This is a genomic window from Streptomyces sp. (assembly GCF_035644915.1).
In the GTDB taxonomy this organism is placed as follows: domain Bacteria; phylum Actinomycetota; class Actinomycetes; order Streptomycetales; family Streptomycetaceae; genus Streptomyces.
On record NZ_DASQNP010000124.1, the window covers coordinates 1 to 15,534 of the forward strand.

15 protein-coding genes are annotated in these 15,534 nt (G+C 74.9%); 5 read left to right on the forward strand and 10 right to left on the reverse strand.

The annotated features are described in order from the left end of the window. A partial coding sequence (locus VE546_RS14335) for a DUF2510 domain-containing protein (protein ID WP_324922256.1) occupies positions 1 to 953 on the reverse strand: 953 nt, incomplete at its 3' end. A gap of 264 nt (positions 954 to 1,217) precedes the next feature. Here VE546_RS14335 and VE546_RS14340 point away from each other — a divergent pair. Continuing rightward, positions 1,218 to 1,703, forward strand: a complete 486-nt coding sequence (locus VE546_RS14340; protein WP_324922257.1) for an SsgA family sporulation/cell division regulator — start codon at positions 1,218 to 1,220, stop codon at positions 1,701 to 1,703. 121 nt (positions 1,704 to 1,824) lie between these two features. Beyond that, positions 1,825 to 2,157, forward strand: coding sequence for a hypothetical protein (locus tag VE546_RS14345; protein ID WP_324922259.1), 333 nt, complete (start codon positions 1,825 to 1,827; stop codon positions 2,155 to 2,157). 59 nt (positions 2,158 to 2,216) lie between these two features. Here the strand turns inward: VE546_RS14345 and VE546_RS14350 are convergent, their stop codons facing one another. Continuing rightward, positions 2,217 to 2,690: an Lrp/AsnC family transcriptional regulator gene (locus tag VE546_RS14350; protein WP_324922260.1), complete on the reverse strand. Its 474-nt coding sequence runs from the start codon at positions 2,688 to 2,690 to the stop codon at positions 2,217 to 2,219. A 122-nt stretch (positions 2,691 to 2,812) separates the two neighbouring features. On the opposite strand from VE546_RS14350, the gene hppD reads away from it, so the two are divergent. Further along, entirely contained in the window at positions 2,813 to 3,958 is a 1,146-nt protein-coding gene (gene hppD / locus VE546_RS14355) for a 4-hydroxyphenylpyruvate dioxygenase (RefSeq protein WP_324922262.1), read from the forward strand. A 133-nt stretch (positions 3,959 to 4,091) separates the two neighbouring features. Next, positions 4,092 to 5,459 carry an FAD-binding oxidoreductase gene (locus VE546_RS14360; protein ID WP_324922264.1) on the forward strand — a complete coding sequence of 456 codons (1,368 nt, stop codon included), beginning with the start codon at positions 4,092 to 4,094 and terminating at the stop codon, positions 5,457 to 5,459. Positions 5,460 to 5,496: 37 nt separating this feature from the next. On the opposite strand, the gene VE546_RS14365 is transcribed toward VE546_RS14360, so the two are convergent. The 8 genes from VE546_RS14365 to VE546_RS14400 form a co-directional block, all read right to left on the reverse strand. After that, positions 5,497 to 6,087 carry an RDD family protein gene (locus VE546_RS14365; RefSeq protein ID WP_324922266.1) on the reverse strand — a complete coding sequence of 197 codons (591 nt, stop codon included), beginning with the start codon at positions 6,085 to 6,087 and terminating at the stop codon, positions 5,497 to 5,499. 94 nt (positions 6,088 to 6,181) lie between these two features. Beyond that, positions 6,182 to 6,970 (reverse strand): S16 family serine protease, encoded by a 789-nt coding sequence (locus VE546_RS14370; protein ID WP_324922268.1) that lies wholly within the window; start codon positions 6,968 to 6,970, stop codon positions 6,182 to 6,184. Between the two features lie 77 nt (positions 6,971 to 7,047). After that, complete coding sequence (locus tag VE546_RS14375) at positions 7,048 to 7,692, reverse strand: IclR family transcriptional regulator (RefSeq protein WP_324922269.1); 645 nt, start codon at positions 7,690 to 7,692, stop codon at positions 7,048 to 7,050. Between the two features lie 374 nt (positions 7,693 to 8,066). Further along, positions 8,067 to 9,854, reverse strand: a complete 1,788-nt coding sequence (locus VE546_RS14380) for a DEAD/DEAH box helicase (protein WP_324922271.1) — start codon at positions 9,852 to 9,854, stop codon at positions 8,067 to 8,069. A 105-nt stretch (positions 9,855 to 9,959) separates the two neighbouring features. Beyond that, entirely contained in the window at positions 9,960 to 10,352 is a 393-nt protein-coding gene (locus VE546_RS14385; RefSeq protein ID WP_324922272.1) for a type II toxin-antitoxin system death-on-curing family toxin, read from the reverse strand. Next, positions 10,349 to 10,549 (reverse strand): CopG family transcriptional regulator, encoded by a 201-nt coding sequence (locus VE546_RS14390; protein ID WP_324922273.1) that lies wholly within the window; start codon positions 10,547 to 10,549, stop codon positions 10,349 to 10,351. Before VE546_RS14390 ends, VE546_RS14385 begins: the two co-directional genes overlap by 4 nt. A gap of 16 nt (positions 10,550 to 10,565) precedes the next feature. After that, entirely contained in the window at positions 10,566 to 12,143 is a 1,578-nt protein-coding gene (locus VE546_RS14395) for an MFS transporter (protein ID WP_324922275.1), read from the reverse strand. Between the two features lie 236 nt (positions 12,144 to 12,379). Then, the gene (locus VE546_RS14400; RefSeq protein WP_324922276.1) at positions 12,380 to 12,553 is read right to left on the reverse strand and encodes a hypothetical protein; all 174 of its coding nucleotides are present in this window, start codon (positions 12,551 to 12,553) and stop codon (positions 12,380 to 12,382) included. A 130-nt stretch (positions 12,554 to 12,683) separates the two neighbouring features. Here VE546_RS14400 and VE546_RS14405 point away from each other — a divergent pair, with 130 nt between their 5' ends. Continuing rightward, complete coding sequence (locus VE546_RS14405; RefSeq protein WP_324922278.1) at positions 12,684 to 15,527, forward strand: SpoIIE family protein phosphatase; 2,844 nt, start codon at positions 12,684 to 12,686, stop codon at positions 15,525 to 15,527. Positions 15,528 to 15,534: the final 7 nt, after the last annotated feature.

A 15,534-nucleotide genomic window follows, 5' to 3' on the forward strand; every position in this document is an offset into this window, starting at 1 on the left:
GCGGGGGCCCGCTGGGCCAGTTCCCGCACCTGCCGCGGCCACGAGGGCTGTTCGGGCGCCGCGGGCGCGGACACGGGCGCGGCGGGTGCCGGTGCGGCGGGCGCGGGCGTGCCCGGGGCCGGAGCGCCGGGTGCCGGGGGCACCGGCCGGGCGGCCTCGGCACGGCGCAGCCCGACGGTGTCCTCGCGCCGGGCGGGCCGGCCCCCGGCGTCGGCGGCGCCGGCCCCTTCCGGGCGTACGGGGCGCATCCGCACGGTGCCCTCCGTGCGGGGCGGGACGCCCTCGCCGCCGGCCGGCTGCGGGGCGCCGCCCGCCGGGGAGGCGTCCGTACGGCCCCAGCCGCCGCGCGGGTCGGAGCCCGGCTCCAGCGCCTGCGGGGAGCGGCCCGCGCCCAGTGCCGGGGAGGCGGCGTCGCCCGTGCCCCAGGAGACGCGGCCGCTCTGCTCGCCGTCGAATCCGGCCTGCCGGGAGGCGTCGGCCTGCCAGGCGGAGGCGGGTTCGGGCCGGTTGCCGTGCAGCCGGGACGGGTCGTCCCAGGTCGTCACCCGGTCGCCGGGGCGGATCTCCACCTCGCCGCGCACGCGCAGCTCCGGCAGCGAGTCGCCCCCGGAAGAAGCCGGCGAGGGGGCCGGGGACGGGGAGGGGGCCGGGCCGCGGGCGGCCGAGGGGCCCTCCTCGTCCAGGAAGACCGGGCCCGTCTCCTCCCGCGCCGCCTCGCCCGGTGCGTCCTGCCCGGACGGAGTCGGCGGCCCGGACGGTGCGGACGGCTGCGGCGGGGCCGGCACCCCGGGCGGCGCCACGGGCATCGGCTCGCCCTCGCGGGGCTCGGGCCGGCTGGTGCCGGGTACCCATGCGGCGCCGTTCCAGTAGCGGATGTACCCCGGAATGGACGGGTCCGGGTAGTAGCCCGGGCCCGGGGTGCCATTGGCGGATGCTGACGGAGGGGCGCTCATGTGTACGGTCCCGTATCTGCTCGGCCGTTGCTGTGGCGTGTGCCGCTCCCCGCCCGCTGGCGCAACCGGGGAGCGCTGGGTCCACATCTACCAGAGAGAGCGGACCCCTCGCCCCGACCACCTGGCACCCACCCTCCATCCAGCGACAGGAAAACCGGCCCGCGCGCCCCGCGGAGCCGCGTCACACCGTCCGGCCCGTGCCCTCCCCCCTCCCGGCGGGGCCAGGAGCACGCCGGGAAGCAGCACACGAAAGGGCGCATCGCATTGGACACCCCCATCGAACGGGAGTTGGCACTGGAGCTGGTGCTGTCACCGGAGCACAGCATCACCGTCCCGGCCCGGTTCACCTACCACGTCCACGACCCGTACGCCGTCCACGTCACCTTCCACGCGCTCTCCGACCAGCCCGTCCGCTGGTCCTTCGCGCGGGAGTTGCTGGTGGAGGGGGCCTTACGGCCGTGCGGGCACGGGGACGTGCGGATCTGGCCCACCACGGCCGACGGCAGCGGCTCGGTCTGCATCGCGCTGTCCTCGCCGAGCGGTGACGCGCTGCTGCGGGTTCCGGCGACGGCGGTCACGTCCTGGCTGGAGCGCACCCTGTGGGCGGTGCCGCCGGGGAGCGAGGCCGAACGGCTGGGGCTGGACGAGGCGTTGGCCGGGCTGCTGGCCGCCCCGGACGGCGGGCCGCGTCCGCACGGCCCGCGCGGGCCCCGCCGTCCCGACGAGTCCGGCGAGGCGGAGGTCCGGTAGCCGCGGGAGGACCGGCCGGGCGGGACCGGCGACGGCCGTACGGGGCGCGCGCCGCCCCCGATGCGCCGAAGATTCTGCGGAAACCCGCCCCGTGCCACGGCGCATCCGCCATCATTCCCCCATGTCGAAGGAAGATCGCCGGGCAGAGACCCATCGGCGCGTCCGGGAGTACCTCCGTGACCTGGAGGAGCGCCTCGATCCGGCGGCCTTCGCGCTGTTCCTGCGGGTGGTGGGCGGGGTCAACGCGGCCCTCCGGCGCCAGGGCGGACACGTCGACGTCGAGCTGACCCCGCAGGAGCGCGATCTCTTCGTGGCCGAGCTGCAGCACGAACTGGTCGCCCTGCTCGGCCTGCTGGGCTTCCCCGGCGACCGGATCACCACCGACACCGGCGGGTACGGGCGCGACCGCCGCGGGGCCGGGGCGACCGCCCGCGCCGGCGGAACGGAGCCGTGAGGGCGCGTCCGCATGCCCGCGGCCACCGGTGCGGCGGTGCAGCAGTGCGGCGGTCGGCGTCAGCCGGCGTCCCGGGCCGCCTGGCGCACCAGCGGGACGATCCGCAGCGGCACCGGGTTCTCCATGACGATGGCCGTCGAGGCCCGCACGATGCCCTCGAACCCCACCACCTTGTCGATCACCCGCTGGAGGTCGGCGTTGGAGCGGGCCACCAGTCGGCAGAGCATGTCGCCGCGTCCGGTGATGGTGTGCAGTTCCAGCACCTCCGGGACGGTCGCCAGGTGCGCCCGCACGTCCCCGCCCTGCCCCTGTCTGATCTCCAGCGTGGCGAAGGCGGTGACCGGGTAGCCGAGGGCCGCCGGGTCGACGTCGGGGCCGAAGCCGCGGATCACGCCCCTGCTCCGGAGCCGGTCCAGCCGTGCCTGCACGGTGCCGCGGGCCACGCCGAGGCGGCGGGACGCCTCCAGCACGCCGATGCGGGGCTCGGTGGCGAGGAGTTCCAGCAGCCGGCCGTCCAGTTCGTCGATGCCCACGCCCTGCCTCCTGGTAGTCATCCTGCACAGATCGACCGGCACACCGGCGGTGTCACTGTGCAAAGTGCTCAGCGATTGCACGAACTATTGCGCATCTTGCGGATCGGCGGGAGTCTGCCGATATGACTGAGACCATCCACCACGCCCCCAGCACCGCCCGGCAGGCCGATCCCTTCCCGGTGAAGGGGATGGATGCGGTCGTCTTCGCCGTGGGCAACGCCAAGCAGGCCGCGCACTACTACTCCACGGCCTTCGGCATGCGGCTCGTGGCCTACTCCGGCCCCGAGAACGGCAGCCGGGAGACCGCCAGTTACGTCCTGGAGTCGGGCTCCGCCCGCTTCGTCCTCACCTCGGTCATCAAGCCCACCACCGAGCGCGGCCGGTTCCTGGCCGACCACGTCGCCGCGCACGGCGACGGCGTGATCGACCTGGCCATCGAGGTGCCGGACGCCCGGGCCGCGTACGCCTACGCCGTCGAGCACGGCGCCACCGGCCTGGAGGAGCCGTACGAGCTCAAGGACGAGCACGGCACGGTCGTGCTCGCCGCCATCGCCACCTACGGCGAGACCCGCCACACCCTGGTGGAGCGCTCCGGCTACGACGGCCCCTACCTGCCCGGCTACGTCGCCGCCGACCCGATCGTCGAGCCCCCGGCCCGCCGTTTCTTCCAGGGCATCGACCACTGCGTGGGCAACGTCGAGCTCGGGAAGATGAACGAGTGGGTGGCCTTCTACAACGAGGTCATGGGCTTCACCAACATGAAGGAGTTCGTCGGCGACGACATCGCCACCGAGTACTCCGCGCTGATGTCGAAGGTCGTCGCCGACGGCAGGCGCAAGGTGAAGTTCCCGCTCAACGAGCCCGCCATCGGCAAGAAGAAGTCGCAGATCGACGAGTACCTGGAGTTCTACGGCGGCCCGGGCGTGCAGCACATCGCGCTCGCCACCAACGACATCGTCGCCACCGTGCGGGCCATGCGCGCCGCCGGCGTGGAGTTCCTGGACACCCCCGACTCGTACTACGACACCCTCGGCGAGTGGGTGGGCGAGACCCGGGTGCCGATCGAGGAGCTGCGCGAGCTGAAGATCCTCGCCGACCGGGACGAGGACGGCTACCTGCTGCAGATCTTCACCAAGCCCGTGCAGGACCGCCCGACGGTGTTCTTCGAGATGATCGAGCGCCACGGTTCGATGGGCTTCGGCAAGGGCAACTTCAAGGCCCTGTTCGAGGCGATCGAGCGCGAGCAGGCCAAGCGCGGCAACCTCTGAGCCGCGCCCCCGCGCCGGCCGCCGCCCCCGTGGCCCCGCTTCCCCTGACGGCGGGGTCACGGGCCCTTCCCGGCTTCCTTCCGTCCCGTCCCGCCCCGTTGCCGGGGCGGCGGACCGGTGCCACGCTGACGCCATGAGCGAGCTGATCGAACGGCTGCGGGACGGCCTGCCCCCGGAAGCGGTCCTCACCGACCCCGACGTGCTGGGCTCCTACGCCCACGACATGGCGAGCTTCTGCGAGGCGGGCACGCCCGCGGTCGTCGTCCTGCCGCGCACGGTCGAGCAGGTCCAGCACGTGATGCGCACCGCGACGGCGCTGCGGGTGCCCGTCGTCCCGCAGGGCGCCCGCACCGGCCTGTCCGGGGCGGCCAACGCCACCGACGGCTGCATCGTGCTGTCGCTGGTGAAGATGGACCGCATCCTGCGGATCGACCCGGTCGACCGGATCGCGGTGGTCGAGCCGGGCGTGGTCAACGCCCACCTCTCCCGGGCCGTCGGCGAGTTGGGCCTGTACTACCCGCCGGACCCCTCCAGTTGGGAGCAGTGCACGATCGGCGGCAACATCGGCACGGCCTCCGGCGGCCTGTGCTGCGTGAAGTACGGGGTCACCGCCGAGTACGTCCTCGGCCTGGACGTGGTGCTGGCCGACGGGCGGCTGATGTCCACCGGGCGGCGCACCGCCAAGGGCGTGGCGGGCTACGACCTGACCCGGCTGTTCGTCGGCTCCGAGGGGTCCTTGGGCATCGTCGTCCGCGCCACGCTGGCCCTGCGGCCCCAGCCGCCGCGGCAGCTCGTGCTCGCCGCCGAGTTCTCCTCGACCGCCGCCGCGGGCGACGCGGTGTGCCGGATCATGGCGGAGGGTCACGCCCCCGCGCTGCTGGAGCTGATGGACCGCACCACGCTGCGCGCGGTCAACGACCTGACGCGGATGGGGCTGCCGGAGACCACCGAGGCGCTGCTGCTGGCCGGTTTCGACACCCCGGACCCGGCGGCCGACCTGGCCGCCGTCGGCAAGCTGTGCACGGCGGCCGGGGCGAGCCAGGTCGTCCCCGCCGAGGACACGGCCGAGTCGGAGCTGCTGCTCCAGGCGCGGCGGTCGGCCCTGGTCGCCCTGGAGGCGGTCAGGGGCGTGACGATGATCGACGACGTGTGCGTCCCGCGCAGCCGGCTCGCCGACATGCTCCAGGGGGTGGCCGCCATCGCCGACCGGCACGGCCTGACCATCGGCGTCGTCGCCCACGCGGGCGACGGCAACACCCATCCGACGGTCTGCTTCGACGGGCGGGACCCGGACGAGGCGCGCCGGGCGCGGGCGTCGTTCGACGAGATCATGGCGCTCGGCCTGGAACTGGGCGGCACGATCACCGGGGAGCACGGGGTGGGCGTGCTCAAGAAGGAGTGGATGGCCCGGGAGCTGGGGCCGGTGGCCATGGAGCTGCACCGCGGCATCAAGCAGGTCTTCGACCCGCTCGGCCTGCTCAACCCGGGAAAGCTGTTCTGACCGCCGCGACCGCCCGGCGGACGCGGCGGGCTGCCCGTCACCGGGTCCGGATCACCACGGTGCGCACGATCTTGTCGTGCAGGCCCTGGTGGTGGGGCTTGTCCCAGGTGCACCACAGGTAGGCGAGCGGGATGCACGTCGCGCTGTTGATGAGCATCGCCATCAGGTGGCGCCCCAGCGCCGCCCCGAAGCCCACCCGCTGCCCGGACTCCAGGCGGACCACCTTCAGCCCGCACGCCCGCTTGCCGACGGTGCCGCCGGTGGCGGTGAGGACCGGGTCGTAGAAGAGGACCGCGAAGACCATCAGGACGATCTGGGCGATGATCAGCGGGACCGACGGCTCCCCGCTCTCGGCCGCGCTCACCACGCCCAGGTGGCCCAGCCACATCCCGCACCCCACCATGGCCGCGACGATGAGCGTGTCCACCAGCTTGGCCACGAGCCGCATGCCCGGCGAGCCGACCAGCTCCGGCGGCGGGCCCGGCAGCGGGGGCGGCGCGTACCCGTACGGCGGGGGCGCCGGATAGCCGTAGGGCGGGGCTGCCGGGTAGCCGTAGGGCGGGGGCGCGGAGTGGCCCGACGGGGTGCCCTGGGGCATCGGGGGTGGCGGGGGCGAGGAGTAACTCATGTGGCGTATCCAAGCAGCGTCCGGCCGGGCGGCCAAACCGTTTGGTCACGTCGCGGTCGCCGTGCGTCAGCGGCCCGCCGGACCGCCGGGTGCCTCAGCAGCTCGGTACGCGCCCGCCCTCCCGCAGCGCCCGGAGCGCGTCGAGCGCGCCGTCCAGGGTGGCGACGGGCACCAGGCGGAGGCCGGCGGGGCGTTCGGCCCGGGCCGCCTCGCACTCCTCCTCGGGCACCAGGAAGACGGTGGCGCCGTCGCGCCGGGCCGCCAGGGTCTTGAGCGGGACGCCGCCGACCGGCCCGACCCGGCCGCGCGCATCGATGGTCCCGGTGCCCGCGATCTTACGGCCGCCGGTGAGGTCGCCGCCGTCGACCTTGTCCACGATGCCGAGGGCGAAGAGCAGTCCGGCGCTGGGCCCGCCGACGTCCGCCAGCCGCAGCTCCACCTTCACCTCGTCCTCGGACAGGCCCAGTTCGCGCAGCGCGGCGGCCACCGCCACGTCCTGCGACTCCTCCATCTGGGCGGTGGTGTGCTCCTCGATCTCTTCGGGGTCGTCGCCGACGGGGTAGACGGAGTCGCGCGGCATCACCGCGCGGTCGGTGTCGAGCCAGGCCCGCACCACGTCGGTCAGCCGTACGGTCGTCTCCGGCGTGGTCGCCGCGATCGTGGTCGCCAGCAGCTCGCCCTCCGAGGCGCGGTCCCCGCCGGCCGGGTCCTCGTCCCCGGAGACGGTGATGACCTGCCTGCCCCGGTACTCGCCCAGGACGTTCGCGGTGATCCCGGGTTCGGCGACCGAGAACGGCAGCGGGGCGAGGGCGGCGACCGCGAGCAGCGCGGCGACGGGCGCGCCGCAGAGCGCGAGGGCCCGGGTGCGGGTCAGAGCTGGCATGGGGGTGAATCTAGTTCACCCCCGCCGCGCGTGCGGTGGCGGGCCGGGTGCCCGGCGCCGCGCCCCGGGCGGGACGGTCAGCGCAGGAAGTCGGCGACCTCCTGTGCCGCCTGGACCACGCGGGGGCCAACCTTCTGGGGCACCGACTCCGACAGCATCACGACGCCGACGCTGCCCTCGATGCCGTTCACGCCGAGCAGCGGGGCGGCGGCGCCGCAGGCTCCCGCCTCCAGCTCGCCGTGGGTGAGGACGTAGCCGTCCGGCAGGTCGCGGTCCGGGCGGCGCCCGGCGAGGATCGCGCGCCCCGCGGCGCCCCTGTCGAGGGGGTGGCGGAAACCGGTGCGGTAGGCGACGTGGTAGTCGGTCCAGCTCGGTTCGACGACGGCGACGGCCAGGGCCTCGTTGCCGTCCACCAGCGTCAGGTGGGCGGTGGCCCCCACGTCCTCGGCGAGCGCCCGCAGGGCCGGCAGGGCGGCCTCCCGCACGAGCGGGTGGACCTGCCGCCCCAGCCGCAGCACCCCGAGTCCGACGCGGGCCCGGCCGCCCAGGTCGCGGCGGACGAGCGAGTGCTGTTCCAGGGTGGCGAGCAGGCGGTAGACGACCGTGCGGTTGACCCCGAGCTTGTTGGACAGCTCGGTGACGGTCAGGCCGTGGTCGGTGTCGGCGAGCAGTTTGAGGACACGCAGTCCCCGGTCGAGCGTCTGAGATGTCTCCGCGGTCACGACGCCCCCCTCCTCGGGTGTGTGCCGACGGCTCCGCTCCGGGAGGGTGGTGCCGCCGGTCCCGTCGGCGGACACGCGTGCCGTTCCCGGAAAGCCGCCGGTCTCTTTGGCGGGCCGCACCGGCTGCGCTCCGAGGCGACTTAGCCACGGGGCGTGTGCGTGTCGGGAAACTTAGCGACCGTGACCGCCACTCGGAAGGGTCCGTCCAGAATCCGGGCATCACTGCACTGGTTTATCCGCATTGCGTACACCCGCAGGTCACAACGGTCCGGTCCAACCCCTCGGACGTCCGCCCGCGCGGGCCCGCGCCCGCCCGTGCGCGCCGGGGCCCCCGCCGGTCGGCGGGGGCCCCGGGCGGGCGGACGGTCCGGGCGTCACCGCATCCGCGTCGCCCACTCCCGCACCTTGGCGATCCGCTGCTGCAACTGACCCGCCGTCGCCTGCGCGGTGGGCGGGCCGCCGCAGACCCGGCGCAGCTCGGTGTGGATCACGCCGTGCGGCTTGCCGCTCTGGTGGGCGTACGCCCCGACCAGCGAGTTGAGCTGCCGGCGCATCTCCAGCATCTCCTTGTGGGTGACCACCGGACGGTTCTCGGCGGGCGTCTCCAGCAGGTCCGCCTCGGCGTCCGGTTTGCGGCGGCTGTGCGCGATCTGCCGCGCCTGCCGCTTCTGGAGCAGCAGTTGCACCTGGTCCGGCTCCAGCAGCCCGGGGATGCCCAGGTAGTCCTGCTCCTCCTGGCTGCCGGGGTGGGCCTGCATGCCGAACTCGGCGCCGTCGTACATCACCCGGTCGAAGACCGCGTCGGACTCCAGCGCCTCGAAGGGCAGTTGGTCCTGCTCGCCGGTGTCCTCGTCCTTCTGCTTCTCGGCCTCCTTGAGGAGGTCGGCCTCCTCCGCGTACGGGTCCTCGTCCTCCCCGCCCTTCTTCGGCTTGTCCAGGACGTGGTCGCGCTCGACCTCCATCTCGTGGGCGAAGCCGAGCAGCATGGGGATGGTGGGCAGGAAGACGGACGCGGTCTCGCCGCGCCGCCGGGACCGCACGAAGCGGCCGACGGCCTGGGCGAAGAACAGCGGCGTGGAGATGGTCGTGGCGTACACCCCGACCGCCAGGCGCGGCACGTCCACGCCCTCCGACACCATCCTCACGGCCACCATCCAGCGGTCCTCGGAGGCGCTGAACTCCTCGATCCGCTTGGAGGCGCCGCTGTCGTCGGAGAGCACCACGGTGGGCTTGGTGCCGGTGATCTCGCGGAGCAGCTTGGCGTAGGCGCGCGCCGAGTCCTGGTCGCTGGCGATCACCAGCCCGCCCGCGTCGGGGATCGACTTGCGGACCTCCGTCAGCCGGGTGTCGGCCGCGCGCAGCACGCTGGGCATCCAGTCGCCGCGCGGGTCGAGCGCGGTGCGCCACGCCTGGGAGATGGCGTCCTTGGTCATCGGCTCGCCGAGCTTGGCCTCCAGCTCGTCGCCCGCCTTGCTGCGCCAGCGCATGTTGCCGCTGTAGGAGAGGAAGATCACCGGCCGCACGACGCCGTCGGCCAGCGCCTTGCCGTAGCCGTAGGTGTAGTCCGCGACGGAGCGGCGGATCCCCTCGGCGTCCTCGGCGTAGGTGACGAACGGGATCGGGTTGGTGTCGGAGCGGAACGGGGTGCCGGTGAGGGCCAGCCGCCGGGCGGCGGGCTCGAACGCCTCGAAGCACGCCTCGCCCCAGGACTTGGTGTCGCCGGCGTGGTGGATCTCGTCCAGGATCACCAGCGTCTTGCGCTGCTCGCAGCGGTTGCGGTGGAGCATCGGGCGCACGCCCACGCCCGCGTAGGTCACCGCGACCCCGTGGTACTCCTTGCCGAGCGGGCCCGCGCTGTACTCGGGGTCCAGCCGGATGCCCACCCGGGCGGCGGCCTCGGCCCACTGCTTCTTCAGGTGCTCGGTCGGCGCGACCACGGTCACCTGCTGGACGACGTGGTGGTGCAGCAGCCAGGAGGCCAGGGTGAGGGCGAAGGTCGTCTTTCCCGCTCCCGGCGTCGCCACGGCGAGGAAGTCCCGGGGCTGCTTCTCCAGGTAGAGGTCCATCGCCGCCTGCTGCCAGGCGCGCAGCTTGTTGGCGGTGCCCCAGGGCGCGCGGCCGGGAAAGGCGGGCGAGAGGTGGTGGGACGTGGTGGTAGTCACGGTCTCCGTCGGTCTGGGTCGACGATCGGCAACCGCGTCAGAGTACCGGTGCCCCCCGGCCCTCCTCCGGGCGACGTCCGGGGGCGGGCCGGGGTGCGACGGAGGTCACAACGCCGGCGTCTCCCCGAGCGGGCGCAGCCGTTCGCCGATCACCTTGACGTCCTCCACCTCTCCCGTGGCCACGGCGATGACCGGAGCCTCGGAGGCGCCGGTGTCCGGGCGCAACCGCTCCCCGTTCAACGAGAGGAACGCGGCACAGGACAGCCGCGCCGTGCGCTTGTCGCCGTCCCCGAAGGGGTGGTTGACGGCCAGGGACTGGAGCGGCGCGGCCGCCTTGCCGGACCGGTCCGGGCACGCCTCCTCCCCCGACGTCGGAGCCGAAGGACGGTGCACCGCCGATTCGAGCGGACCGAGGTCGCGCAGCGCCACCCGCATGCCGTCACACGCGTACCCGGCGACGGCCAGGACGTCCTCGGACGTGAGGTACGGGAAGGTCACGTGAGCCGCTGCATCAGCTCGCGCCACTCGACCGCTTCCTTCTTCGCGGTCTCGCGCACCACGGCTTCCCGTGCGTTCCGCGCCAGGTGGTCGTCCACCGCCCGGAGCGCTACGGCGTGCATGCCGCGCCCTTCCCGTTCGGCCTGCTTCCTCAGCGCCTCGGCACGTTCGTCGTCCGGACGGAGGTTCATGGTCATACCGAAACGGTGCCGGTCATGACCCCAATGTGGTACCGGATTGCTTCCCGGCCGGTTCCTCAGGGCGCAGCCGTCCCGCCACCAGCGCGCCCACCAGGGCGACCGCCGCCGCGGGGAGGTAGACGGCCAGGAACGCCGCCGGGTGGGAGGACGAGGCGGCGCCCGCCGCCTCCCCCGCGCCGTGCCCCACGCTCACCGCGCCGCCGCCCAGGGCGGCGAAGGCCGCGCCGCAGGCGGCGAGCAGCACGATGTTGGCCAGGCCGTCGCTGAGCTGGAGGGCGGCGGAGTTGGCGCCCGTCTCCTCCGGCCTGGACAGCTTCAGCAGCAGCACGCTCGTGGAGGAGATGACCACGCCCATGCCGAAGCAGGCCGCGGCCTGCGCGGCGGTCGCGACCCACACCGGGACGGCGTCCAGCAGGACCAGCGGGGTGACCGCGATCCCGGCGGTCACCACCACCATGCCGATCCGCACCAGCCGCTCGCGGTGCGGCTCCAGGGCCGGCCGGGCCTGGACGTAGGAGCCCAGCGCCCAGGTCGCGCCGCCCGCCGCGAGCGCGAGCCCGGCCAGGGTCACCGACAGTCCGCGCTGGGTGACGAGCATCAGCGGTACGAAGCTCTCGGCGACGATGAACGACCCGGCCGCGATGCCGCGCATCAGCACCACCGTCGGCAGCCCGCGCGCGGCCCGGAAGGTGCCCCGCGGCAGCAGCCCGAGCGCGGCCGGAACCATCAGGGCGGCGCCGAGCGCGGCCGGGGCGAGCGAGAGCCAGCGCAGGTCCTGCCCGGCGTACTGGAGCAGCCCGGCGCCCAGCGCCACCGCCAGCGCCAGCCTCGTCCGCCGCCGGTCCACGGGCCGCGCCCCGCCGGGCGGCGGGCCGGAGGCGGACCGCCGCAGCGCCGGGAGCATGACCGCGACCGGCAGGACGACCAGCGCGGGTATGCCGAGGAACACCCAGCGCCAGCCGAACCGCTCGGTGACCGTCCCGGCGATCAGCGGCCCCACGATGGAGGGGACCACCCAGGACGCGGCGAAGGCGGCCATCACCGTGGGCCGCAGCCGCTCGGGGTAGGCGCGGCTGACGGTGACGTACAGCGCCACGATCACCAGCCCGCCGCCGATGCCCTGCACCGCGCGCCCGAGGACGAAGACCCACATGGACGCGGCCGTGCCGGAGAGCAGCAGTCCGGCCGCGAACGACCCGATCCCGGCGGCGAGCGGCGCCAGCGGCCCGCTGCGGTCGCTCCACTGGCCGGAGGCGACCATGCCCAGCAGGCTGGTGGTGAAGTACGCGGAGAAGGCGAACGCGTACAGCGCCACCCCGTCGAGCCGGTCGGCGGCGACCGGCATGGCCGTGCCGACGGCCGTCGCCTCGAAGGCGATGAGCAGGACGACGGTGACGATGCCCAGGGTCAGCGCCCGGTGGGCGCGGCCGAGCACTCCGCCCTCCGCCTCCGGTGCGGAAGGTGCCTCCGCGGCCTTCGCGGCCTCCGCCGTTCCCGGCGCCTCCGCCGCGGCCGGTGCGGGCGCCGGTGCGGCGGGGGCGGGGGCGGCCGTGCCGAGCGGGTCGCCGAGGTCGTCGTCGAGTGCGGTCATGCAGGTCAGCGTAAGGGCCGTCACCGACACCGGCCCCTGTCATGAGACGGTGGTCACGTCGGCCATTGGCCCTAGGTCCGCCCGGGGAAGCGGCCCGGCGGACCGGCAGGGGCGCACTTCCGGAGGGGGATGCCCGGCCCGCGCCCGTTCACGTCCCGCGTGTGCCCGGTCCCGCGTGTGCCCGGCGTGTGCGGCGGCGCGGAAGGCCCGGCGGGGGACCGCCATGGGCAAGGCCGTCAAGGCCCGGACGGCGTGCGGATGTCCGGCGCGGTGCCGCGCACGCTGCGGGAGGCCGAGGGGATCGCCCGGGAGGAGCCGGGCCGGCCCGTCGGCTGCTCCACGTCGCTGGTGGCGAAGGCGGAGGAGGCGCTGGAGGCGGTGGCCGTGCCGCCCCGCCGCGGGCACCACACCCCGGATATTCCACCGCAATTCCATAGGAATTCTGCGAATTGCACGCATGAGCTAGGGTTGATTCGCAAACGAGTGCAATTCGGGCACTCCTCGCGACCGCGGCGGCCCGCGTGAGGACGGTGATCCACGGTGGCCCATCCGCTCTGGGAGGAATGGGGGAGGTCGGCGACGCACGTCCGCCGCCGGTTCCTGGCCGGCGAGCCGGTCGCGCACGGCGCGCGGGACATCATCCTGAGGTCATGGGAACGCTCTCGCGCCCTGGGGGTCGACCCGGACCGGTGCGAGCCCCCCTACGATCCCGACATCGATCTGGAGGGCCGCCTCGTCCGGGCCACCACTCCGGTGCTCGACCGGCTGGCGGCCAGGTTGTCCGGCACCCAGTCGAGCGTGCACCTCGCCGACGACCGGGGGAAGAGGCTGCTGCGCCGCGTCGGCGAACCGTCCATGATCAGGCTCCTCGACGCCTCGAACGACGCCCCCGGCTTCTGCTTCGCCGAGCACCTGATGGGCACCACCGGCCTCGGCCTCGCCCTGGCGGAGCGGCACCCCGTCCGGGTGCTCGGCGGCGAGCACTTCGCCGAGCGCTGCCAGGTGTACGCCTGCGTCACCTTCCCCGTGCGCGACCCCCTCAGCGGGAACATCGAGGGCTACCTCGACTTCGCGGGCGCTCTCTCCGACGCCGGTCCGGGCGTCGAGGGCCTGCTGTCCGAAGCGGCCCGCGCCATCGAGGAGCGCCTGCTGGAGCAGGTCGGGGAGCGGGAGCGGGCCCTGCTGCGCGCTTACCTGCGGGCCACCCGCCAGGGGCGGGAGCCCGGAGTGCCCGTGGCGTCGCCGGCCGGTTCCGGCGCCCTCCTCGACGGGCTGCGGCCGTACGACCGGCTCGTCCTGCGGCAGAGGGCCGCCGAGCTCATCGCCTCGGGCCGCCGCACCACCCTCGACGTCCCCCTCCCCAGCGGCCGGACGGCCACCCTCCTGTGCCGGCCCGTGGCGGACCCGGCCGGGACGGAGGGCCTCGCCGTCGAGGCGGTGCTGTCCGACGGGCCGCCGCCCGTTTCCGCCGCCGGCGCCGCGATGGCGCCGGTGAGGCCGGCCCCGGGCCCCCCGGCCGTGGTGCCGGGCGGGACCGGGGAGGCACCGCGCGCCACGCCGGCCGGCGCGCCGGGCGTGATCGGTGCCGCCGACGCCACCGGCGCGCCGGGCGCGGCACCGCGGCTGCTCGCCCTGGGGGAGCCGGGCATCGGCCGCATCGCGGTCGCGGCACGGCGGCGGCTGGGGCTGCTCTCCAGGGCCGCCGCGCGCATCGGCACCACCCTCGACGTGGGCCGGACCGCCGGGGAACTGGCCGAGACGGCCGTGCCCGAACTCGCCGACTTCGTCGCGGTGGACCTGCTGGAGCCCGTACTGCGCGGAGAGGTGCCGGACGGCAGGGGCGCCACCCTCCGCCGTGCCGCCCTCCACGGTGCCCGGGCGGACCTCCCCGTGTACCCGGTGGGCGGGACCGTCGAGTTCGGCCCGGCCACCCCCCAGGCGCGGTGCATGACCGCCGGGCGGGCGGTGCTGGAGGCGGACCTGCACGCCGCCCCCGGCTGGCAGGGCCAGGACCCGGCGCGCGCCAGGCGACTCCTCGCCCAGGGCACCCACTCGCTCCTGGCCGTCCCGCTGCTGGCCCGCGGCACCCTGCTGGGCGTGGCCAGCTTCTACCGCCGCGAACAGCCCGAGCCCTTCGGGGACGACGACACGGCCCTGGCCGAGGAGTTCGCCGCCCGCGCGGCGCTGAGCCTCGACAACGCCCGGCGCTACACCCGCGAGCACACCATCGCGCTCACCCTCCAGCGCAGTCTGCTGCCGGGCGCCCTCCCCGACCTGAGCGCCGTCGAGGTCGCCCACCGCTACCTGCCCGCGCAGGCCGGCACGGGCGGCGTGGGGGGCGACTGGTTCGACGTCATCCCCCTGTCCGGGGCGCGCGTCGCCCTGGTCCTGGGCGACGTCGTCGGCCACGGGCTGCACGCCGCCGTCACCATGGGGCGCCTGCGCACCGCCGTGCGGAACTTCGCCGCCCTCGACCTGTCCCCCGACGAACTCCTGGCCCGGCTCGACGACCTGGTCATCGGCCTCGACCAGGACCGGACCGCCGACTCCGACGGCACCGAGGCCGCCGGGGCCACCTGCGTGTACGCCGTCTACGACCCGGTGTCCCGCAGGTGCACCGTGGCCCGCGCCGGCCACCCGCTGCCCGCCGTGGTCCACCCGGACGGTGCGGTGTACTTCCCCGAGGTGCCCGCGGGCCCGCCCCTCGGCCTGGGCGGCCTGCCCTTCGAGACCTGCGAGCTGCTGTTCCCGGAGGGCAGCCGGCTCGTCCTCTACAGCGACGGGCTGATCGAGGACCGCGACCGGGACGTCCTCCACTCCCTGGACCGGCTGAGCGAGGCCCTGGCCCGCCCCGGCCAGTCCGCCGAGGAGACCTGCGAGGCGGTGGTGCGCGCCCTGCCCACCCCCGGGGCGAGCGACGACGTCACGCTGCTCGTCGCCCGCACCCGTGCCCTGGACGGCCGGAACACCGCGAACTGGGAGGTGCCCGCCGAGCCGGCCGCCGTCCCCGGCGTACGCGCCGCGGTCGTACGGCGACTGTCCGAGTGGGGGCTCGACCGGGCGGCCTTCACCACCGAACTCGTGGTCAGCGAGCTGCTCTCCAACGCCATCCGGCACGCCCGGGGCCCCATCCGGGTGCGGCTGCTCCGCGACCGCTCGCTGATCTGCGAGGTGTCCGACGGCAGCAGCACCTCGCCCCACCTGCGGCGCGCCGCCCTCACCGACGAGGGCGGACGCGGCCTGTTCCTCATCGCCCAGCTCGTCGCGCGCTGGGGCACGCGCTACACCGACCGCGGCAAGGTCATCTGGACCGAGCAGCCCCTGGACCGGCCGTCGGCGGGCATCCCGCTCGACGTCCTGCCGACCGCCCTCGACGCCGCGTAGGGACGCC

Coding starts and splice junctions, on each gene's coding strand:
- VE546_RS14345 (WP_324922259.1), top strand. CDS start 1,825: ATGTCGAAGGAAGATCGCCGGGCAGAGACCCATCGGCGCGTCCGGGAG.
- hppD (WP_324922262.1), top strand. CDS start 2,813: ATGACTGAGACCATCCACCACGCCCCCAGCACCGCCCGGCAGGCCGAT.
- VE546_RS14360 (WP_324922264.1), top strand. CDS start 4,092: ATGAGCGAGCTGATCGAACGGCTGCGGGACGGCCTGCCCCCGGAAGCG.
- VE546_RS14365 (WP_324922266.1), bottom strand. CDS start 6,087: ATGAGTTACTCCTCGCCCCCGCCACCCCCGATGCCCCAGGGCACCCCG.
- VE546_RS14370 (WP_324922268.1), bottom strand. CDS start 6,970: ATGCCAGCTCTGACCCGCACCCGGGCCCTCGCGCTCTGCGGCGCGCCC.
- VE546_RS14390 (WP_324922273.1), bottom strand. CDS start 10,549: ATGACCATGAACCTCCGTCCGGACGACGAACGTGCCGAGGCGCTGAGG.
- VE546_RS14395 (WP_324922275.1), bottom strand. CDS start 12,143: ATGACCGCACTCGACGACGACCTCGGCGACCCGCTCGGCACGGCCGCC.